The following is a 21,091-nucleotide window of genomic DNA, read 5'->3' as shown; positions in this document are numbered from 1 at the left end:
GGCATCAAGACAAGGGGCCCCGGCCGCGCAGGCGGGATGTTCCCTGCGCCGCCGGGGCCCCGTCGCACCGGCCCGCAGGCCGGACCGGATCAGGCGATGTCGAAGGCCAGCGGCTTGACCAGCTGGAACTTGCCCAGGCCTTCCAGCTTGGCGACCAGCTCGGGCTTCACCGCTTCGTCCAGGTGGATCAGCGCGATCGCATCGGCGCCGTTGCCGGTCCGCCCGAGGGTGAAGTTGGCGATGTTGTAGCCTGCCTCGCCCACGGTCATGCCCAGCGACCCGATCACGCCCGGCACGTCCTTGTTGGTGGTATAGAGCATGTAGGGCGCCACCTCGGCATCGATATTGATGCCCTTGATCTGGATGAAGCGCGGCTTGCCGTCGGAGAAGACCGTGCCCGCGACGGTGCGGGTGCGGCTTTCCAGTTCCACGGTCAGCTTGATGTAGCCTTCGAAGACGCCGGACTTGTCCTGCTTGGTCTGGCTGATCTGGACGCCCTTCTCCTTGAACATCACCGGTGCGGAAACGAGGTTCACGTCCGGCGTGGTCGGCTTCAGGAACCCGGCCAGCACGGCGCAGTCCAGCGCCTTGAGGTTCATGTCGGCAGCAACGCCGTCATAGGTGATGTTCACCGATTTCACCGGCTCGTCGGTCAGCTGGCCGACGAAGCTGCCCAGATGTTCGGCCAGCTTGATCCAGGGGCCCATGACCTTGGCTTCCTCGGCGGTGACCGCGGGCATGTTCAGCGAATTGGTCACGGCGCCGGTCATCAGGTAATCCGACATCTGCTCGGCGACCTGAAGGGCGACGTTTTCCTGCGCTTCGGTGGTCGAGGCGCCCAGATGCGGCGTGCAGACGACGTTGTCGAGCCCGAAGAGCACGTTCTCGGTCGCCGGTTCCACGGCGAAGACGTCGAAGCCCGCGCCCGCGACATGGCCCGATTGCAGAAGCTCGGCCAGCGCCGCCTCGTCGACCAGCCCGCCGCGCGCGCAGTTGACGATGCGAACGCCCTTCTTGGTCTTGGCGAGGTTCTCGCGCGACAGGATGTTGGCGGTCTTCTCGGTCTTCGGCACGTGCAGCGTGATGAAATCGGCGCGCGACAGCGCCTCGTCCAGCTCCACCTTGGTCACGCCCAGCTCGACCGCGCGTTCGTCGGAGAGGAAGGGGTCATAGGCCAGGACCTTCATCTTCAGCCCCAGCGCGCGGGAGGCGACGATCGCGCCGATATTGCCGCAGCCGATCAGGCCCAGGGTCTTGCCGGTGATCTCGACGCCCATGAAGCGCGACTTCTCCCATTTGCCGGCCTGGGTGGAGGCATCGGCGGCGGGGATCTGGCGGGCGACGGCGAACATCATCGCGATGGCGTGCTCGGCGGTGGTGATCGAGTTGCCGAAGGGCGTGTTCATCACGATCACGCCCTGTTTGGAGGCGGCCGGGATGTCCACGTTATCGACGCCGATCCCGGCGCGGCCGATGACCTTCAGGTTGGGCGCGGCGGCCAGCACGTCGGCCGTCACCTTGGTGGCCGAGCGGATCGCCAGGCCGTCATACTGGCCGATGATTTCCAGCAGCTTCGCCTTGTCCTTGCCGAGCTTCGGCATGAAGTCGACCTCGACCCCGCGGTCGCGGAAGATCTGGACGGCGGTTTCGGACAGGGCGTCGGAGACGAGAACCTTGGGCATGGGATCAATCCTTGCAGGCAGGTGCCGGTCATGGGGCGTCAGGCCGCCATCCGGCAGGCGGTGCGGACCCCGCCTGGGCGGCGGGGGACGATGGCAGGGGAGGGGCCGGGGCGCGTGCCCCGGCAAAGGCTCAGGCGGCCTCGGTCAGCGCGGCGATTTCCGACTGGTAGGCCCATTCGAGCCAGGGCAGCATCGCGGCGATATCCGCCGTCTCGACCGTGCCGCCGCACCAGATGCGCAGGCCCGCGGGCGCGTCGCGATAGGCGCCGACATCCAGCGCCACGCCCTCGGCTTCCAGCCGCTTCTGCACGGCCTTGGCGAAGGCGGCGCCGTCGGTGATGCGCGCATCGGTGAATTTCAGGCAGACCGAGGTGTTCGACCGCGTGGCGGGATCCACCGCCAGGTTGTCGATCCAGTCGCGGGCGGCGCAGAAATCCCAGATCGCCCCGGCATTCGCGTCGGCGCGGTCCTGCAGGCCCTTCAGCCCGCCGACGGATTTCGCCCAGTCCAGCGCGACCAGGTAATCCTCGACGCAGAGCATGGAGGGGGTGTTGATCGTCTCGCCGACGAAGATGCCCTCGATCAGCTTGCCGCCCTTGGTCATGCGGAAGATCTTGGGCAGCGGCCAGGCGGGGGTGTAGCTTTCCAGCCGCTCGACGGCGCGGGGGCCGAGAACCAGGATGCCATGCGCGGCCTCGCCGCCCAGAACCTTCTGCCAGGAGAAGGTGGTGACGTCGAGCTTCTCCCAGGGCAGGTCCTGCGCGAAGGCCGCCGAGGTCGCGTCGCAGATGGTCAGGCCCTGGCGGTCGGCGGGGATCGCATCGCCATTGGGCAGGCGCACGCCCGAGGTGGTGCCGTTCCAGGTGAAGACAACGTCAGTGTCGAAATCCAGCGTGGCGAAATCGACGATCTCGCCGTATTCGGCGGTCTTCACCTCGGCGTCGATCTTCAGCTGCTTGACCACGTCGGTGACCCAGCCCGCGCCGAAGGATTCCCAGGCGACCATCGTGGCCTTGCGCGCGCCCAGAAGCGACCACATCGCCATTTCCACGGCGCCGGTATCGGAGGCGGGGACGATCCCGATGCGATAATCCGCGGGGATGCCCAGGATCTCGCGGGTGGTCTCGATCGCGGCTTTCAGCTTGTCCTTGCCGATCTTCGCGCGGTGGGAGCGGCCGAGGGCGGCATCGGCGAGCTGGCTCAGCTCGAAGCCGGGGATCTTGGCGCAGGGGCCAGACGAGAAACGCGGATTGGCCGGGCGCGTTGCCGGGGCTTGGATCGCCATTGATGTTATCCTTCCAGATATACGCGCTGCGTTGGGGCAGCGTGTCCCGAGGCCGCCTCTACCCGAGCGCAGGGAGTCGGGCAAGCCCGAATTGCCTGTCGCACGCGAACATGACCAGATGGTGACGGCACCAGATGGTGACGGCGGCAGCCCCTGCCGCCGGGACACGGAGGGAGGAGCCGATGCCCGCATTGCCCGGACTGCTGATCGAATACCTGGTGACCGGCGCCGTTGCGCTTCTGTGGCTGCTGCCCTGGCTGCGCGCGCTCGCGGGGCTTCCCGCCGAGATGCCCGCCGAGATGCGGACCGGAACGATCCTCGTCTGCCTGCCGCTGCTCTACGGGCTGGGCATGGTTCTCGACCGGCTGGCCAAGATCCTGACGGCGAAGGTTCCCAGCCCCCGCCGCAGCCTGCAATGGCATGCCCGCCTTCCCGCGGAGCGCGCGGCGCGCGATCACGATCCGGACCTTCTTGAGCGCAACCCCTTCTTTCGCGGGACCGCGCAGAGCGAGACGCTGCGGGTGGGGCGGTTCCGCGCGCAGGCGGCGGCGCTGGTGACGATCCATCGCGACATGCCGGGGCTGGCGGCGGAGCTGACGGCGCGCAGTTCGCGCGACCGCGTGGCGCGCGGCATGGCGCTGAACTTCCTGCTGGCCGCGCTGACGCTGCTGGCCGGGGCGTGGATGCCCGGGGCGCAGATGCTGGCCCAGGGGACGGATCGGCCGCTGCTCTTGGCGGCGGGATATGGCGCGGCCTGCCTCACGCTGCTCTGGGTCTGGGCGCAGTTCGACCGCGAGTCCTACCGGTTCGAGCTGGCCCTGGGCGCGGTGCTGGCCGGGCAGGAGGACCCGCCCGCGCAGGATCAGCGCCGCACGACCGATACCGGGACATAGAATCGTCGGATCAGCGCCTCGCCGAAGATCTGGACAAGCGCGTCATAGGTGATGCGGGGCAGGGGCATGGGCTTTCCGTTCCGGTCCGGGCTGGTGATGCGGTGCCAACGGTCCGGCGGCAATAAAGTTGCGCCCGGATCCGGTCAATGATCCGAAAGTTTGCATCCCGCCTTGCCGGGCGGGGCCGCATCGCGGGACTGGCCTTTCCCTGCAGGTCATGGGATAGGGGCGCCGAAGCGATCCGGAGGCCTGCCGATGTTCACTGTCACGCTCTTGAGCAATCCTGCCGCTCCCTGCCTGGAGGCGTCGGCGGCCGAGGCCCTGGCGTCGGCATGGGAGGGCGGCGCGCTGCGCTGGCTGGCACCGGGCGAGGCGGCGGAATTCGACCTCGCCACACGTCCGGCCGATCTTTGGACCCGCTGGGCGGCGCTGCAGGGGCAGGGGATCGACCTGGCGCTGCAGCCTTCCGCGAACCGGCGCCGCAGGATGCTGCTGGCCGATATGGACAGCACCATGATCGCCCAGGAATGCATCGACGAGCTGGCCGACATGGCGGGCGTCGGGGCGCGGGTGAAGGACATCACCGCGCGGGCGATGAATGGCGAGCTGGATTTCGAGGGCGCGCTGACCGAACGGGTCGCGCTGCTGAAAGGGCTGCCCGAGAGCGTGATTGCCGAAGTGTATGATGCGCGCATCACCATGGCGCCGGGCGGCAAGGTCCTGATCGCCACGATGAAGGCCCATGGGGGGCATGCGGCGCTGGTGTCGGGCGGATTCACCGCCTTCACCGAACGCGTTGCCGCGGAACTGGGATTCGACGAGCACCGGGCCAACACCCTGCTGTCGCAGGATGGCGTGCTGACCGGCGAGGTGGCGCGTCCGATCCTGGGGCGCGAGGCCAAGATCGAGGCGCTGGAGCAGATCTCCGCCCGTCTGGGCCTGACACCGGCGGATGTGCTGGCGGTCGGCGACGGCGCCAATGACCTGGGCATGATTCACGCGGCCGGAACCGGGGTGGCGCTGCATGCCAAGCCGGCGGTCGCCGCCGAGAGCGACCTGCGGGTGAATCACGGAGATTTGACGGCCCTTCTCTACCTGCAGGGCTACGCAAGGGCGGAATTCGTGGCGTGAGCGCCGCGCGCGGCCCTCATATCGGGGGGGCTGCATTTGGAATCGGCGCGAAGCTGGGCTATCGTCGCCGCGACTGAGGCATGTGCCGGGCAGGCCCCCGCAGAGCGGGCCGTTCCGGAACGACAGAGGTTTAGGAGGCGGAATTGATCAACCGGCTGGTTCTCGGACTGGGGATGGGGCTTGGCCTTTGGGCCGCTCCCGCGATGGCGCAGATGGCCGATAATCCGGTCGGGGCGAAGACCGACTGGACGATCTATGTCGAGGATGACCCCCGCCAGTGCTGGGTGGTGTCGCCGCCCCAGGCGGGCAAATCCACCGCCACGCGCGAAGGCCGCCCGGTCGCCGTGCAGCGCGGCGACATCTTCCTCTTCGTGTCCTTCTGGCCGAAGGATGCCAATGGCGGCGGCAAGGGCGAGGTCTCCTTCATGGGGGGCTATGATTTCGCCGAGGGCGAGCCGGTCGTGCTGGAGATCGGCGATTCGAAATTCGACCTCTTCGCCGATGGCGATGTCGCCTGGGCCACCTCGGCCGAGCAGGACAGCCAGATCGCCCGCGCCATGAAGGCCGGGGCCGAGGCGAAGGTGACGGGCGTTTCCGAGCGTTCGGGCACCACCACGCAGGACACTTTCTCGCTGATGGGCTTCACCGCGGCCTTCGAGGATGCGGAACGCCGCTGCGCCCAGTAGGCTGATGCCGGGACGCGCACTGGCCGGTTTCCTGCTGGGACTGTTCCTGGGGACGGCGCAGGCCGCGCCTGCGCCCGCAGCCGTCGCCGGGGCCGATGCGCCGCGATACCTTGCGGCGCGGCAGGACTGGCTGTCGGGCCGCGACGATGCCGCGGCGCTGCGCGCGCTGTCGGATCTTGCGGTGGCGGGCAATGCCGCGGCGCGGGTCCTGCTGGGGCGGATCGCCGGGATGCCGCATCTTCATTCCCATGTGACCGCAGGTCTGGACCGCGCGGCGCGGATCGCGCTCCTGCGCCATCCCGGCGGGTTGTCCGGGCAGAGCTGGATCGCCGTTGCCGCGGGTGCGGGCGCGCCTCTGGCTCAGGCCTTCGCGGCGGCCGATGCGCCGATGGCGCGGGATGACGGCACGGCGGAGGGCGCGATCCGCGGGCTCATCGCGGCGGGCGAGACGCGCAGCGCGCTCTACAACATCGCGGCGCTGCTCAGCGTCGGCGCGGCGCGTCCGGCGCTGGACCTGCTGGCGGAGGCCCCCTCCGTGCCGCAACAGCCCGCCGCCGTCATCGAGGACCGCGCCCGCGCGGTGCTGGCGCTGGCGGGGGATCCGGTGCCGACGCCGCGCCGCTTCGGGGTGCCGGATGCGGCTGCGCGGCTGCAATGGCAGCCGCTGCCGCCTGCCTCGCAGACGGATGGCGCCGGGCTGCGCGCTTGGTTCGCGCCTGCCGCCGAGGTGGCGGCCTGGCAGCCGCTGGCCGCCTTCTGCCGTGGCGAATGCCCCGATGCCGTTCCCGGCTGCCTGCAGGCGGGGGCGATGGGGATGGTCATGTCGGGGGCGGGGATCTTTCCCTTCGCCAGCCCCTCCGAGGCGCTGATCCCGCAGGCGGAATACCGGGCCAGCCCGCGCATGGCGGCGGATGTGGCCCGCCGCCTCGGCCCGCCGGAGCGGCTGGCCGGGCTTGCGGGGGCGGGCGGGCAGTGCCTCTCCGGCGCCGTCGCGGCAAAGCGGGGCGGCTAGCGCGCCTCTTCTGCGCTCAGCAGGCCCTTCGCCACCAGCACCTTCGCCCAGCCCCGGGGCCCGTCGAAGGGATGCACCTGCCAGCCGCGGGCCGCGGCGGCGGTGATGTTGTCGGCGCGGTCATCGGTGAACAGAAGCCGTCCCGGCGCGATGCCGCAATCCTGTTCGACCATCTCGTAGATGCGCGGATCGGGCTTGATGACCTGCATGTGCCCCGAAATGTAGCGGCGGTCGAATTCCTCCAGGAACGGGTAATGCGTGACGGCGTGATCAAAGCTGCCGATGCCGAAATTGGTCAACGCGAAGACCGGGACGCCCTTCGCCCGCAGCGCCCGCAGAAGGCGCACGGAATGCGGGATCTCGGGGCTGGCCATCTCGATCCAGTCATCATGCCATCGCCGGATCTCGGCGCGGAACTCTGGATACCGGTCGGCCGTGGCATAGACGGTTGCGGTGAAATCCTCGCCGCGGTCCACGCGGTCGTTCATCGCGTGAAGGTCGACCGCCGCGAACATCGCCTGCCGCCGCGCCGTGCCGACCGCCCGGTCGTAATAGCGTTCGGGCTGCCATTCGATCAGCACGTTGCCGATATCGAAGATAACCGCATCCACCGTCATGTCCGCCTCCTGCGCCGCTGTTCCTGCGACCGGTGTAGCGTGCCGCGCCGGGCAGGGCGCGGGGCAGAGGGTCGCGGCTGTCGCGACAGGGGCTGAACCCGGCCGTTCACTTTTGCCGCGCAAGGGGTCATACTGGCGCTGCGGTCCGGCCGGAGGGGATGCCGGGACGGGGCCGCCATGCCGCAGGAGAGCCGAGGTGAACGATCTGAGCCATGACGTGAAGCGCGGCCGCAAATACGATCAGGTCGTGGCGGGCGCGCGGGATGTCTTCATGCAGGAAGGATTCGAGGGCGCCAGCGTCGATGCCATCGCCCGCGCGGCGGGCGTCTCCAAGGCGACGCTCTACAGCTATTTCACCGACAAGAGGCAGCTTTTCCTCGAGGTCGCGCGCTGCGAATGCCAGCGCCAGAGCGAACAGGCCCGCGCCCATGCGCTTGGCGGCCGCTCGGTGCGCGAGACCCTGACCGACATCGCCCAGCGGCTGACCGCCTTCGTGCTGTCGGATTTCGGCCAGAGCGTGTTCCGGCTCTGCGTCGCGGAGGCGGAGCGGTTTCCCGAGCTGGGCCGCGCCTTCTACCGCTCGGGGCCGGAACAGGCACGGCGCAGCATTGCCGAGTATTTCCGCCAGGCGGTGGAGGCGGGCGAGCTTGAGATCGAGGATTGCGACTTCGCCGCCGAGCAGTTCACCGAACTGTGCAAGGCGCATCTGTGGTCGCGGCTGATGTTCAACATGGTCTCCGAGGTGACGCCCGCCGATGTCGACCGGATCATCACCGCCGCGGTCGACATGTTCCTGGCCCGCTACGGCACCGCCGCCAGCCGCTGAGCGCCCGGCGGCTCATTCCGGGGCGGAGAGGCTCTCGAGATAGGCCCAGAGGTCGCGGGCGGCCGCCTCGTCGCGCAGCCGGAAGGTCATCTTGCTGCGCAGCCGGTGGCCCATGACCTGCGACAGATAGGCGCCGGGATCCTGCAGGTAGGCGGCAAAGGCGTCCTCGTCCCAGGTCAGCCCGGCGGCCCGGGCTTCCTCGAAAGCCTGCGAATAGGCGAAATCCTCCTGCGATCCCAGCACCCGCCCGGGCAGTCCGTAAAGATCGGGCCCGGTGCGCGCCGAGCGCCCGGCCAGCACCTCGCCCGAGGGCGCGCGCACGACGTGGCAGGCCTGGCAGCGGCGGAAGCCGTCCTCTCCGGCGGCGGCATCGCCTCCGGCCAGGGCGGGCTGCCCCGCTGCCAGCAGCAGCGCGAGCCCGGTGATCGCGCGGAACCTCGTTTCCATGGCACCCTCCGTGGATTCGCCCCCGGCATCGCGCGGCGGGCCGGGCGGGTCAAGCCCCGTTCCCGGCCGGGGGCGCGCCCATTCGGCCTGTGTCACGATGTCGGCGTGCAAAGCCCGCTCAAGGCCGCTTAGATGTCTTCCAGACCCGGAACGGCGGCCCCGCAGCCCCGTCTTCCGGATGCTTTCCGGGCCGCCGGCCCGCCCACCAGTCCAGTGACCGCAACCAGGGCCGCCGCATGACAGACAAGATCCCGGCATGGGTGAATGGCAAGCTGACGCCTCTCGACAAGATGGAGGTGCATCAGAGGGGCATGCGCCATCCGGCGGTCTCGGTCTTCGTCATGGACGGGCAGAACGTGCTGATCCAGCGCCGCGCGATGTCCAAGTACCACACGCCGGGATTATGGGCGAACACGGTCTGCACCCATCCCAAATGGAACGAGAAATCCTCGGATTGCGCGGTCCGGCGGCTGCGCGAGGAACTGGGGATCACCGGGCTCTACCCCGCGCTGCGCGACACGGTGGAATACCGCGCCGATGTCGGCGGCGGCATGATCGAGCATGAGGTGGTGGACATCTTCCTGGCCCATGCCAGCCGCCAGGTGCCGGTGCGCCCGAACCCCGAGGAGGTGATGCAGGTCGAGTGGATCGGCATCTACGACCTGGCCGCCGAGGTGGCGCGCCGCCCCGCGCGGTTCACGCCCTGGCTGCGCATCTACATGGACGAGCACAAGGACCGCATCTTCGGCACCCTGGTCAAGGTCTGAGCCGCGCCGCCTCAGGCCGCGGCCGCGATCCGCGGGCTTTCGCGCACCGGCAGGTGGACGATGGCGCTGAAGGCGCCGATGCCGACCCCGACCCACCACACGGCGGTATAGTCGCCGGTCAGGTCGTACATCCGCCCGCCCAGCCAGACGCCGAGGAAGCTGCCCAGCTGGTGCGAGAAGAACACGATCCCGTAGAGCGTGCCCATGTAGCGCAGCCCGTAGAGATGCGCGACCAGCCCCGAGGTCAGCGGCACGGTCGCCAGCCACAGCGCCCCCATCACCACCGAGAAGACGAGGACCGTCGCGGGGGTGATCGGCATGGCGATGAACCAGGCCGAGATCGCCGTGCGCCCGACATAGATCGCCGAAAGCAGGTATTTCTTGGGAAAGCGGTTGCCCAGCCAGCCCGCTGTCAGGGTGCCCGCGATATTGGCCAGCCCGATCACCGCGATCGACACCGCGCCGAGCGCCGAGGTGGTGCCGATGCCCAGCCGGTCCAGCAGCGATCCGTCGAGGATCGGGCCGCACATCTCGGTCACCAGCGCCGGGAAATGCGCGGTCACGAAGGCCAGCTGGTAGCCGCAGGAGAAGAAGCCCAGGAAGATCAGCGCGAAGCTGGGATCGCGCAGCGCCCGGCCGAGGATCTGGCCGAGGCTTTCCTCCAGCTCGGCGCGCGGCGCGACCGGCGCGCGCATCATCGGCAGCGCCGCCAGCACCAAGAGGATCGCGGCGGCGAAGACCAGGAAGACCTGCTGCCAGGGCATCAGCGCCAGCAGCCCCTCGGCGATGGGGGCGCCGATCACCTGGCCCGCGGATCCGGCGGCGGTGGCGATGGCCAGCGACATGGACCGGTTCTGCGGCGAGGAGGCGCGCCCGACCACGGCCAGGATCACCCCGAACCCGGTGCCCGCGATGCCGAAACCCACCGCGATTTCCAGCAGCTGATGCTGGATCGGCAGGGTGGAGACCGAGGAGGCCACCAGCCCGAAGGCATACAGCACCGCGCCCATGACGATCGCCTTGCGGTCGCCGATCTTCTCGGCCAGCGCGCCGAAGATCGGCTGTCCGAAGCCCCAGGCGAGGTTCTGGATGGCGATGGCCAGCGAGAAATCCGAGCGCAGCCAGCCGAATTCCTCGGCGATGGGGATCTGGAACACGCCGAAGCTCGCGCGGATGGCAAAGCTCACCAGCATGATGATGCAGCCGGAGACGAGAACGGGGGTGAGCAGGGGCGTGCGGGTCATGGTGGAGCAATGGCGGGGTTGCGCCGCGGCGTCAACGGCCTGCTCGATGCAGGCGGGCGGACGCGCCGCACTTTTCACCGGCGCCCGGCAGGCCTATCTCGGGATCAGGCGGAAGCGAGGTGAGCACGGGTGATCGGATCCCTGATCGACACGATGGCGCGCAGCGTCGAGGATGCGGGCAGCGCGGTCAGCGAGGCCTTCCTGGAACCCGTGGTGCGGCTGGGCGTGACGGGGCTGTCGCGCTCGGGCAAGACGGTGTTCATCACCTCGCTGGTGGCCAACATGCTGGACCGCGCGCGGATGCGGCAGCTGGAACCCGCCGCCTCGGGGCGGATCCTGTCGGCCTATCTGCGGCCGCAGCCCGACGACACCGTCCCGCGATTTCCCTATGAGCGCCACCTGGGCGCGATCACCGGCACCGATCCGCACTGGCCCGACAGCACGCGCGCGATCTCCGAGCTGCGCCTGTCCTTCCGGGTGCGGCCGCACGGGCTGATGGGGGGGCTGACCACGCTGGGCGGCCTGACCGGGCCACGCACGGTGCACCTGGACATCGTCGATTATCCCGGCGAGTGGCTCCTGGACCTGGGCCTGATGGACAAGAGCTATGCCCAGTGGTCGGAGACCGCGCTCGGCCGGCTGGAGCATCGCCCCGGCGGGCGGAGCTATCTGGATGCGATGGCCGCCGCCGACCCGCAGGCCCCCTTCGCCGACGAGGCGGCCGAGACGCTGGCGCGGCTTTTCGCCGACAGCCTCAAGGCCTCGCGCGAGGCGGGATTCTCCGACTGCTCGCCGGGGCGGTTCCTGCTGCCCGGCGAGATGGAGGGATCGCCCGCGCTGACCTTCGCGCCGCTTCCGCCGGGGACGGGGCAGCCGCGGCGCAGCCTCTGGCGCGAATTCGAACGCCGCTACGAGGCCTACAAGTCGAAGATCGTCAAACCCTTCTTCCGCGACCATTTCAGCCGCATCGACCGGCAGGTGGTGCTGCTGGACGTGCTGGGCGCGATCCATGACGGCCCGGCGGCGCTGGAGGACCTGCGCGGGGTGATGGCCGAGGTTCTGGGCGCCTTCCGCCCCGGCGCCAATTCCTGGCTCTCGGGGCTCCTGCTGGGGCGGCGGGTGGAGAAGATCCTGTTCGCGGCGACCAAGGCCGACCATCTGCACCATTCCCAGCACGCCCAGCTGACCGCGATCACCGAGGCGCTGGTGCGCGAGGCCCGCGACCGGGCGCAATTCGCCGGCGCCCGGACCGGGGCCATGTCGCTTGCCGCGCTGCGCGCCACGGTCGAGGAGACCCGCCAGCATGGCGGCCGCACGCTGGAGCTGGTGCGCGGCCGGCGGCTGGACACGGGGGCGGAGGCGGCCTTCTATCCCGGCAAGCTGCCGGCTGATCCGCTGCGCCTCCTGGCGCCCGCGCGGGAGGGGGCGCCGAAATGGCTCGACGAGGATTACCAGGTGATGCGCTTCGCGCCTGCGCCGCTGACCCTGGCGCCGGGCGAGGGGCCGCCGCATATCCGGCTCGACCGGGCGGCGCAGTTCCTGTTCGGGGACCGGCTGTGACGGAACTGGCAAGGAGAGCCCGCCGATGAGCGACGAGGACAAGCCGCGGGGCGGCCCGGTACTGTTCGACCTGGAGGCCGGGGCCGACCCGGCGAAGGAGACCCCCTCCACCGCGCCGCCGGTCGGCGAGGACGCGGCCGAGGCGGCGGCGATGACCACGCTGGCCCATCTGGCAGCGCGCGAGCGCTCGCCCCTGGCAGGCTGGTTCCTGGGGCTGGGCGGCGCGGTGGCGGCGGCGTTCTTCGGCATGGCGGCCTGGGCGGCGGTGGCGGCGGCGATGCAGGCCAGCCCGGTGCTGGCGGGCCTGCTCGGCGTGCTCTTCGCCGCTTTCGTGGCGGTGTCGCTGATCCTGATCCTGCGCGAGCTTTTCGCGCTGGCGCGGCTGTCGCGGCTGGACCGGATCCACCAGGCGGCGGCCGAGGTGCTGGCCCGCGCCGACCTGGAGGCGGCGCGCAGGCTGGCGCGCAACCTGGGCACCTTCTATGCCGGGCGGCGCGAGCTGGAATGGACGGCGGAGGGCCTGGACAAGGCGGTGGAGGAACATTTCGACGCCGATGCCGTGCTGGGCGTGGCCGAACGCGCGCTGGTGGCACCGCTGGATGCGCGGGCCCTGCGCGAGGTCGAGGCGGCGGCGCGGCAGGTGGCGACGGTCACCGCGCTGGTGCCGCTGGCCCTGGCCGACCTGATCACCGCGCTCTACGCCAATCTCCGCATGATCCGGAAAATCGCCGAGATCTATGGCGGGCGGGCCGGGATGCTGGGCGCCTGGCGGCTGACGCGGGGGGTGCTGACGCACCTGGTCGCGACCGGGGCGCTGGCGGTGGGCGACGACCTGATCGGCTCCGTCGCGGGGGGCGGGCTGGTTTCCAAGGTCTCGCGCCGCTTCGGCGAAGGGGTGGTCAACGGCGCGCTGACCGCCCGGGTGGGTGTGGCGGCGATCGAGGTCTGCCGCCCGCTGCCCTACCTGACCCAGCCCAGGCCCTCGGTCAGCCGACTGGTCCAGCGCTCGCTGCGCGGGCTCTTCGGCGAGGACCGCCCGAAGGCCTGAGGCAGGACGGGGCGCCGAGGCGCCCCGTCACCGGTGTCTAGCCGAGCGCTTCGGCGCAGCGGCCGCAGACGCCCGGATGGGCATGGCTGCCGACATCGGGCAGCACCTTCCAGCAGCGGTCGCATTTCTCGCCTTCCGCCTTGGCGAAGACCACCGCGACGCCCGGCACTTCGGGCAGGGTGAAGGCCCCGGCGGGCGCCGGATCGGTGCTGAGCGTCATTCCCGAGGTGATGCAGGCATCGGCGAAGAATTCCGCCCCGCCGAGCGCCGCGATGGTGCCGGCATCGGCATGCACGACCGGCGCCGCCTCCAGCGACGATCCGATCACCTTCTCGCGGCGCTGCAGTTCCAGGCTGCCCGTGACGGTGCGGCGGACATTGCGCAGCATCTCCCAGCGGGCGCGCAGGCCGGTATCCTTCCAGTCGGGGCAGGGCGCCGGGAAATCCTGCAGGTGGATCGAGGAGTCCTCGCCCGGGAACCGTTCCAGCCAGACCTCTTCCATGGTGAAGACCAGGATCGGCGCCAGCCAGGCGGTCAGGCGGTGGAACAGGATGTCCAGCACCGTGCGCGCCGAGCGGCGGCGCAGGCTGTCGGGCGCGTCGCAGTAGAGCACGTCCTTGCGGATGTCGAAATAGACCGCGCTGAGCGTCACGGTCGCGAAGGTGAAAACCTTGTTGAACACCCCCGAGAAGTCGAAACGGCCATAGCCCTCGCGCACCTGCTCGTCGAGCTCGGCGACGCGGTCGAGGATCATCCTTTCCAGTTCGGTCATCTCCGCCGGGGCGACGCGCTCGGCCTCGGTGAAGCCGTGGAGATTGCCCAGCAGGAAGCGCATCGTGTTGCGCAGCCGGCGATAGCTGTCGGCGGTGCCCTTGAGGATCTCGGGCCCGATCCTGAGATCGGCGGTATAGTCCGACTGTGCCACCCACAGCCGCAGGATGTCGGCGCCGTACTGCTTGATGACCTGTTCCGGCGCGATCGTGTTGCCGAGCGACTTGGACATCTTCATGCCCTTCTCGTCCAGCGTGAAGCCATGGGTCAGCACGCCGCGATAGGGCGCCCGGCCCTTGGTGCCGCAGGCCTGCAGCATCGAGGAATGGAACCAGCCGCGATGCTGGTCGGTGCCTTCGAGATACAGGTCGGCAATGCCGTCCTCGGTGCCGTCCTCGCGGTCGCGCAGCACGAAGGCATGGGTCGAGCCCGAATCGAACCAGACATCGAGGATGTCGAAGACCTGGTCCCATTCATCGGCGTTGTAGCCGTTGCCCAGGAACCGTTCCTTGGCCCCGTCCCTGTACCAGGCATCCGCGCCTTCCGCCTCGAAGGCGGCGGCGATGCGGGCATTGACGTCAGGGTCGCGCAGCAGGAAGTCCGGATCGGTCGGCAGCGCCCCCTTGCGGGTGAAGCAGGTCAGCGGCACGCCCCAGGCGCGCTGGCGCGACAGCACCCAGTCGGGCCGCGCCTCGATCATCGAATGGAGCCGGTTGCGCCCGGTCTTCGGCGTCCAGGTCACCAGCTGGTCGATCGAGGTCAGCGCGCGTTCGCGGATCGTGGTGCCATAGGTGTCCTGCCCGTCGCCGACGGGGCGGTCGATTGCGGCGAACCATTGCGGCGTGTTGCGGTAGATCACCGGCGCCTTGGAGCGCCAGCTATGCGGATAGGAGTGCTTCACCTGTCCGCGCGCGATGATGCCGCCTGCCTCGACAAGCTTTTCGATCACGGCACGGTTGGCCTTGCCTTCCTTGCCCTTGCGGTCGAAGACCTGCAGCCCGGCGAAGAAGGGCACATGCGGCAGGAACTCGGATTCCTCGCCCACATTATGGGTCATGCGGTCGATCCAGTTGCGCGCGACGAAGGCCTCGTAATCCTCCTGCCCGTGCGAGGGCGCGGTATGGACGAACCCGGTGCCCGCATCGTCGGTGACGTGGTCGCCGTCGATCACCGGCACGTCATAGTCCCAGAAGCCGTCGGCGCCGTCCATTCCCGCGAAGGGATGCGACAGGACCATGCCGCCCAGCTCGTCGGCGGACACGCTGCGCACCCGCTCGTATTCGGTGACCCGCGCCTTCTCCAGCGCATCGCCTGCCAGCTTGTCGGCGAAGACATACAGCTCGCCCGCCGCGGTCCAGCTTTCCTCCTGGGTCGCGGTGACGCGGTAAAGCCCGTATTCGATGGCCTTCGAGAAGGCGACGGCCTTGTTCGACGGGATCGTCCAGGGGGTCGTGGTCCAGATCACGATGCGCGCCCGGCCCAGCTCCTCATCGAGGATCGCCTGGTTGGCCGTGTCGAAATCCCCGCCTTCCGCGTCCACGGGCACCGGCGCGCCCTCGGCGCGGCGCGGCTTGAACGCCACCCAGATCGTGTGGCTCTTGTGGTCGTGATACTCGACCTCGGCCTCGGCCAGCGCGGTCTTTTCCACCGGGCTCCACATCACCGGCTTCGAGCCCTGGTAGAGCGTGCCGGTCATCAGGAACGTCATGAATTCCTCGGCGATCACCCGCTCGGCGTGGAAATCCATCGTCAGATAGGGCTTTTCCCACTTGCCCGTGACGCCCAGCCGCTTGAATTCGTCGCGCTGGATGCCGATCCAGTTCTCGGCGAAGCTGCGGCATTCCTGGCGGAAATCGATGACCGGGACCTCGTCCTTGTTCTTGCCCTTGGCGCGGTACTGTTCCTCGATCTTCCATTCGATCGGCAGGCCGTGGCAGTCCCAGCCGGGGATGTAGCGCGCGTCCTTGCCCGTCATCTGCTGCGAGCGCACGACCATGTCCTTCAGCACCTTGTTCAGCGCGTGACCGATATGCAGGTGGCCGTTGGCATAGGGGGGGCCGTCATGCAGCGTGAAGGGCGCCCGGCCTTCCTTTTCGCGCAGCCGGTCGTAGATGCCGATCTGCTGCCACCGTTCCAGCCAGCCGGGTTCGCGCTTGGGCAGGCCCGCGCGCATCGGAAAGTCGGTTTTCGGCAGGAAGAGGGTGTCTTTGTAGTCGGGGGTCTCGGTCTCAGACGACATGCGGGCGGTCCTCAGGAGGAAGGTCGGTATCGGCGATGGCGGCGCGAGGGATCATGCACCTTGGCCCGGCTACTCAAACGTGGAGCGCCGGGCGGCTAATTCGCGCGATGATGATGATGCGGGTCGCAGTCATGGCGCGGGTTATAGGAGGCGGGCGGGCCGAGGTAAAGCGCCCCGAAGCCGACGGCGGCCGGGGGCCGTTAAGTCCGCGAAAAGGGCTTGTCGTCTAAGCTCCGCCCCGGCCGTGACCGCGATGCGGTCGCCGGCGTTTTCCGGGACCGGCAGAAAGGAATTGCACGTGACACGCCGCGCCGCCTTGCAGGCACAGCCGCCGGGAGGTCGTCCCCGATGACCGGCCCGCATTCATCGCCGCACCGCCCCAGCCAGGGCGAGGCGCCCTTTGCCGCCGAGGAACTGTTCTTTTCCCGCACCGATCCGCGCGGCGTGATACAGGCGGGCAATACCGTGTTCCAGCGCGTCTCCGACCATCCCTGGAACAAGCTGCTGGGCGCGCCGCACAAGATCATCCGCCACAAGGACATGCCGCGGGGCGCGTTCCACCTCATGTGGGCCGCCATCAAGGGGGGGGACCCGGTGGGGGTCTATGTCAAGAATCACGCGCGTGACGGGCTGCACTACTGGGTGTTCGCCATCGTCGTGCCGCTGAAGGACGGATTCCTCTCGGTGCGGCTGAAACCGCTGAGCCCGCTGCTGCAGGAGGTGGAGGCCGATTATGCCGCGCTGGCGGCACGGGAACGCGCCAATGATCTGGCGCCCGAGGCCGCGGAGGCGCTGCTGCTGGAGCGGCTGGCCGAGCATGGCCATCGCGGCTACCGCACGTTCATGACCCATGCCCTTGCCGCCGAAATGGAGGCCCGCGATGCGCGGCTCGGACGGCATTCGCCGCCCTGGCTGGGCCCGTTCCGCACCATGCTGGAAGCCGTGTCCGACGTTTCCGAGCAGACCCGGGAACTGTCGGCCGTGTTCGAGAGCATCCGCGGCATTCCCTACAACATGCGCATCCTGGCCTCCCGGCTGGAGGCGGCGGGCGGCCCGATCAGCGTGATCTCCGCCAATTACGGCATCCTGTCGGAGGAAATCAGCGGCTGGATGCGCAGCTTCGCAGGCGGCGATGGCGGGGCGTTCTCGGATATCCGCGACGCGGTGGAACGCGCGCTCTTCGTGCAATGCGCCGCCTGCCTGCTGGAAGAGATGGGAGAGCGGTTCGCTGCGGAGGAAGGATTGCAAGGCCATGTCGATGTCGCGGCCGAGACCCGCATGCTTGCCGATCAGGGCAGGGCCTTTGCCGCCGCCGCCGAGGACGGGGTCGCGCAGGTCGCCCGCAAGGCGGAAAAATTCAGCCAGGCCGTACGGGACATGAAACGCCTCATCACGGGGCTCGGCGCGACGCGGATGATGTGCAAGATCGAGGGCGCGCGGCTGCGCAACAGCGGCGACAACCTGGTCAGCGTGATCCGGCAGCTGGACCAGTTCCAGGAGAATATCGAGGAAAGGCTGCAGCGCATCAACGAAAGAAACCGGATGGTGCAGCGCATGGCCGAAACCTTGACCGGCGGACCGGCCGAGACCGGACCGGCAGAGCGCGCGGCACGTCTGGCGGCCGAATAGGGGCCTGCGGCCGGAACGCGCGGCGCCTGCGGCTCCGTCGGGGCCGGTGCCAGGCGCATCCCGGGCGGCTCTTTGCGGAACTGCCATCGCGCGCATGCGCCCCGGCAGGATGTCACGCCGGAGGCGGCCGGGTCCTCTGCTTGCCGGGCGCTGCCCGCGGGACGGAAAATCGAAGCCCCCGCCGCTGCCTATGTGCCGGATGTCTGCTGCCGGAGGGCGGGGGATCTCCTGGCCCGGTTCCCTCCGGAAGCTGATCGGAGCCGCTTCACCGCCGCGCTGCGGCGGCGGGAGGCGTGATGCCCGCTCCTCTGCGGTCGCGATGCAGGCAGGCTGCAGCGGGCGCAAGGGAAGGGCGCGGCTGCCGCGGGGCCGGAGGGTCCCGCACTCTTCCCGCATGGGAGCCGCGGCGATCCGCGGCCGGTCCGGGATTTGCGCCGATCCCCATGGCCGGGGAGGTGCCATCCCTGCCGCAGCCCCGGGCGAGGGGGCTCCGGCATCCGCCGGAATGCGCCGCGATGCGCGGGGGGGCTTGTACAGGCGGCGGCGGCGGGCCAGAGTCGGCCGGTCCGGGGAACGCGCCGCCGCGGCGCTTTGTCGGTGGAATGCCGACGCTGTTAGCGGTATCATCCCGGCAGGGACACGTAACCACAGCCACGAGGAACCGCCATGGCCCTGCATTCCGTCATCGCAGAGGTCACGGAGCGCATCCGTGACCGCAGCCGCGACACCCGCCGGACCTATCTGGACCGGATCGCCGCCCAGGCGGAGGACGGGCCCCGCCGCGCGCATCTGACCTGCGGCAACCAGGCCCATGCCTATGCCGCGATGGGCGCCGAGAAGGAGGCGCTGGCCACCGGACGGGCCCCCAATATCGGCATCATCACGGCCTATAACGACATGCTTTCGGCGCATCAGCCCTATGAGCGCTATCCCGAGCTGATCCGCGCCGCGGCCCGCGCGGCGGGCGGCACCGCGCAGGTCGCGGCCGGGGTGCCTGCGATGTGCGACGGGGTCACGCAGGGCCAGACCGGGATGGAACTGTCGCTGTTCTCGCGCGATGTGATCGCGCTGGCCGCTGCCGTGGGGCTGAGCCACAACACCTTCGATGCCGCGCTCTACCTGGGCGTCTGCGACAAGATCGTGCCGGGGCTGATCATCGCCGCGGCGACCTTCGGCCACATCCCGGCCGTCTTCCTGCCTGCGGGGCCGATGACCTCGGGCCTGCCCAATGACGAGAAATCCCGCATCCGCAACCAGTTCGCCACTGGCGAGATCGGGCGCGACAAGCTGATGGAGGCCGAGATGGCCTCGTATCACGGGCCGGGGACCTGCACCTTCTACGGCACTGCGAACACCAACCAGATGCTGATGGAATTCATGGGGCTGCACCTGCCCGGCGCGAGTTTCATCAATCCCGGCACGCCGCTGCGCGACGCGCTGACCACGGCGGGCACGGAACGTGCGCTGGCGATCACCGCGCTGGGCAATGATTTCCGCCCCGTCAGCTCGATCCTCGATGAACGCGCCTTCGTCAACGGCATCGTCGGGCTGATGGCGACCGGCGGATCGACCAACCTGGTGCTGCACCTGCCCGCCATGGCACGGGCGGCCGGGATCGTGCTGGACCTGGATGATTTCGCGGCGATCAGCGCGGTGACGCCGCTGATGGCCAAGGTCTATCCCAACGGCCTGGCCGACGTGAACCATTTCCATGCGGCCGGCGGGCTGGGCTACATGATCGGCGACCTGCTCGAGGGCGGGCTGCTGCATCCCGATACCGAGACCGTGGCGGGCACCGGACTGGCGCATTACACGCAGGAACCGGTCCTGGAGGACGGCGCGCTGGGCTGGCGCCGGGGCGCGGCAGAGACGCTGAATGACCGGATCCTGCGTCCGGCCTCCGACCCGTTCCAGCCGCAGGGCGGGCTGAAATCTCTGGACGGAAACCTCGGACGCGGCATCATGAAGGTCTCGGCCGTCGCCGCCGAACACCAGGTGATCGAGGCCCCGGCCGCGGTCTTCGACGACCAGGACGCGGTGAAGGCTGCCTTCAAGGCGGGCCGGCTCGACCGCGACGTGGTGGTGATCGTCCGGTTCCAGGGGCCGAAGGCCAATGGCATGCCCGAGCTGCACGGGCTGACGCCCACGCTGTCGGTGCTGCAGGGGCGCGGCCACAAGGTCGCGCTGGTCACCGACGGGCGCATGTCCGGGGCCTCGGGCAAGGTCCCTGCCGCGATCCACGTCACCCCCGAAGCCGCCGATGGCGGGCCACTGGCGCGCGTCGAGGATGGTGATATGATCCGCGTCGACGCCACGACCGGCGTCCTGGCGCTGGTCGGCGATGCCGCGGCTTTCGCCGCGCGCGCGCCCGCCACGCCCGATCTGAGCGCCAACGGCCATGGCCTGGGGAGGGAACTGTTTGAAGTCTTCCGAGCATCAGTGGGCTCTGCCGCCGACGGCGCCCGGGTGGTTGCAGGAGGCCGCACGCCTCCGGCCTCTGCCGAAACCGCACCTGCCCTATAGAAGGAAAACGCCGATGACTCCCCATCAGGCCAGCGATTCGCTGCGCGAGCTTGCCGAGCTTGCCCCCATCATTCCCGTGATCGTCGTGAAGGATATCGACCATGCCAGGCCCCTGGCCGAGGCGCTGGTCGCCGGGGGCCTTCCCGCGCTGGAGGTGACGCTGCGCACCCCGGTCGCGCTGGAGGCGATCCGGATCATGTCCCAGGTCGAGGGCGCCGTGGTCGGCGCCGGCACCGTGCTGACGCCCAATGATGTCGAGCGCGCCCATGCCGCCGGGGCGACCTTCGCGGTCTCGCCGGGCTCGACGCCGACGCTCCTGCAGGCCTGCGAGGCCGAGGGGCTGCCGATCCTGCCGGGGGCGGCGACGCCGTCGGAGGTGATGGCCAACCTGGAGCGCGGCTACGAGCTGCAGAAATTCTTTCCCGCCGAGGCCGCGGGCGGGGTGCCGATGCTGAAATCCATCGGCGGGCCGCTGCCGCAGGTCAGCTTCTGCCCCACCGGCGGCGTGTCGGTGAAGAACGTCACGCAATACCTGGCCCTGCCCAACGTGATCTGCTGCGGCGGGTCCTGGGTCGCGCCCGAGGCGATGATGGCGGCGGGCGACTGGGACGGGATCGCGCGGCTGGCCGCCGAGGCCCTGGCCATCGCCCGCGGCGAGAGCGTCGCCGAACCGGCCTGACCCGGCCGCCCGTGCGGACGTTCCGGACGGCCGGGGCCCGACCCGGCCGCCC

Annotated in this window: 17 protein-coding genes; 11 read left to right on the top strand and 6 right to left on the bottom strand. The window is 69.7% G+C overall.

From position 1 onward, the window contains the following. Positions 1 to 89: 89 nt before the first annotated feature. Positions 90 to 1,682 (bottom strand): phosphoglycerate dehydrogenase, encoded by a 1,593-nt coding sequence (gene serA / locus ICN82_RS15835; protein ID WP_193184549.1) that lies wholly within the window; start codon positions 1,680 to 1,682, stop codon positions 90 to 92. A gap of 130 nt (positions 1,683 to 1,812) precedes the next feature. Beyond that, positions 1,813 to 2,967, bottom strand: coding sequence for a phosphoserine transaminase (locus tag ICN82_RS15830; RefSeq protein WP_193184547.1), 1,155 nt, complete (start codon positions 2,965 to 2,967; stop codon positions 1,813 to 1,815). Positions 2,968 to 3,149: 182 nt separating this feature from the next. Here ICN82_RS15830 and ICN82_RS15825 point away from each other — a divergent pair, with 182 nt between their 5' ends. The 4 genes from ICN82_RS15825 (at position 3,150) to ICN82_RS15810 (ending at position 6,689) form a co-directional block, all read left to right on the top strand. After that, positions 3,150 to 3,860 carry a hypothetical protein gene (locus ICN82_RS15825; RefSeq protein WP_193184545.1) on the top strand — a complete coding sequence of 237 codons (711 nt, stop codon included), beginning with the start codon at positions 3,150 to 3,152 and terminating at the stop codon, positions 3,858 to 3,860. Between the two features lie 255 nt (positions 3,861 to 4,115). Beyond that, positions 4,116 to 4,991 (top strand): phosphoserine phosphatase SerB, encoded by an 876-nt coding sequence (gene serB / locus ICN82_RS15820; RefSeq protein ID WP_193184543.1) that lies wholly within the window; start codon positions 4,116 to 4,118, stop codon positions 4,989 to 4,991. 203 nt (positions 4,992 to 5,194) lie between these two features. Beyond that, the gene (locus ICN82_RS15815) at positions 5,195 to 5,677 is read left to right on the top strand and encodes an invasion associated locus B family protein (protein ID WP_226898533.1); all 483 of its coding nucleotides are present in this window, start codon (positions 5,195 to 5,197) and stop codon (positions 5,675 to 5,677) included. Between the two features lie 4 nt (positions 5,678 to 5,681). Then, entirely contained in the window at positions 5,682 to 6,689 is a 1,008-nt protein-coding gene (locus ICN82_RS15810) for a hypothetical protein (protein ID WP_193184541.1), read from the top strand. Here ICN82_RS15810 and ICN82_RS15805 read toward each other — a convergent pair. Beyond that, a complete protein-coding gene (locus ICN82_RS15805) occupies positions 6,686 to 7,306 on the bottom strand; it encodes an HAD family hydrolase (protein WP_193184539.1) in 621 nt (206 codons plus the stop codon). The genes ICN82_RS15810 and ICN82_RS15805 overlap by 4 nt on opposite strands. 196 nt (positions 7,307 to 7,502) lie before the next feature. Between ICN82_RS15805 and ICN82_RS15800 the strand changes: the two genes are divergently transcribed. Continuing rightward, a complete protein-coding gene (locus ICN82_RS15800) occupies positions 7,503 to 8,132 on the top strand; it encodes a TetR/AcrR family transcriptional regulator (RefSeq protein WP_330999022.1) in 630 nt (209 codons plus the stop codon). Positions 8,133 to 8,144: 12 nt separating this feature from the next. On the opposite strand, the gene ICN82_RS15795 is transcribed toward ICN82_RS15800, so the two are convergent. Further along, positions 8,145 to 8,579, bottom strand: a complete 435-nt coding sequence (locus ICN82_RS15795) for a c-type cytochrome (RefSeq protein WP_226898530.1) — start codon at positions 8,577 to 8,579, stop codon at positions 8,145 to 8,147. A gap of 236 nt (positions 8,580 to 8,815) precedes the next feature. Here ICN82_RS15795 and idi point away from each other — a divergent pair, with 236 nt between their 5' ends. Further along, positions 8,816 to 9,346 carry an isopentenyl-diphosphate Delta-isomerase gene (idi, locus tag ICN82_RS15790; RefSeq protein ID WP_193184535.1) on the top strand — a complete coding sequence of 177 codons (531 nt, stop codon included), beginning with the start codon at positions 8,816 to 8,818 and terminating at the stop codon, positions 9,344 to 9,346. Positions 9,347 to 9,357: 11 nt separating this feature from the next. Here idi and ICN82_RS15785 read toward each other — a convergent pair whose 3' ends face one another. After that, on the bottom strand, positions 9,358 to 10,590 hold the full coding sequence (locus ICN82_RS15785) for an MFS transporter (RefSeq protein WP_193184533.1): 1,233 nt from the start codon (positions 10,588 to 10,590) through the stop codon (positions 9,358 to 9,360). A gap of 153 nt (positions 10,591 to 10,743) precedes the next feature. Between ICN82_RS15785 and ICN82_RS15780 the strand changes: the two genes are divergently transcribed. Next, positions 10,744 to 12,150, top strand: coding sequence for a YcjX family GTP-binding protein (locus ICN82_RS15780; protein WP_193184571.1), 1,407 nt, complete (start codon positions 10,744 to 10,746; stop codon positions 12,148 to 12,150). Between the two features lie 25 nt (positions 12,151 to 12,175). Continuing rightward, positions 12,176 to 13,198, top strand: coding sequence for a YcjF family protein (locus ICN82_RS15775; RefSeq protein WP_193184531.1), 1,023 nt, complete (start codon positions 12,176 to 12,178; stop codon positions 13,196 to 13,198). 37 nt (positions 13,199 to 13,235) lie between these two features. On the opposite strand, the gene ileS is transcribed toward ICN82_RS15775, so the two are convergent. Continuing rightward, on the bottom strand, positions 13,236 to 16,208 hold the full coding sequence (gene ileS, locus ICN82_RS15770) for an isoleucine--tRNA ligase (RefSeq protein WP_193184529.1): 2,973 nt from the start codon (positions 16,206 to 16,208) through the stop codon (positions 13,236 to 13,238). A 348-nt stretch (positions 16,209 to 16,556) separates the two neighbouring features. Here ileS and ICN82_RS15765 point away from each other — a divergent pair, with 348 nt between their 5' ends. The 3 genes from ICN82_RS15765 to ICN82_RS15755 all read left to right on the top strand — a co-directional run bounded on the left by ICN82_RS15765 (position 16,557) and on the right by ICN82_RS15755 (position 21,039). After that, positions 16,557 to 17,837, top strand: coding sequence for a chemotaxis protein (locus ICN82_RS15765; RefSeq protein WP_193184527.1), 1,281 nt, complete (start codon positions 16,557 to 16,559; stop codon positions 17,835 to 17,837). A gap of 666 nt (positions 17,838 to 18,503) precedes the next feature. Continuing rightward, on the top strand, positions 18,504 to 20,360 hold the full coding sequence (edd, locus tag ICN82_RS15760; RefSeq protein ID WP_193184525.1) for a phosphogluconate dehydratase: 1,857 nt from the start codon (positions 18,504 to 18,506) through the stop codon (positions 20,358 to 20,360). Positions 20,361 to 20,373: 13 nt separating this feature from the next. Next, positions 20,374 to 21,039 (top strand): bifunctional 4-hydroxy-2-oxoglutarate aldolase/2-dehydro-3-deoxy-phosphogluconate aldolase, encoded by a 666-nt coding sequence (locus tag ICN82_RS15755; protein WP_193184523.1) that lies wholly within the window; start codon positions 20,374 to 20,376, stop codon positions 21,037 to 21,039. Positions 21,040 to 21,091 lie beyond the last annotated feature (52 nt).

Origin of the sequence: Mangrovicoccus algicola, from assembly GCF_014903745.1 — a bacterium.
Classification (GTDB): Bacteria; Pseudomonadota; Alphaproteobacteria; order Rhodobacterales; family Rhodobacteraceae; genus Mangrovicoccus; species Mangrovicoccus algicola.
The sequence above is the reverse complement of the archived record's forward strand: the minus strand, read 5'-3'. Positions and strand labels throughout refer to the sequence as shown.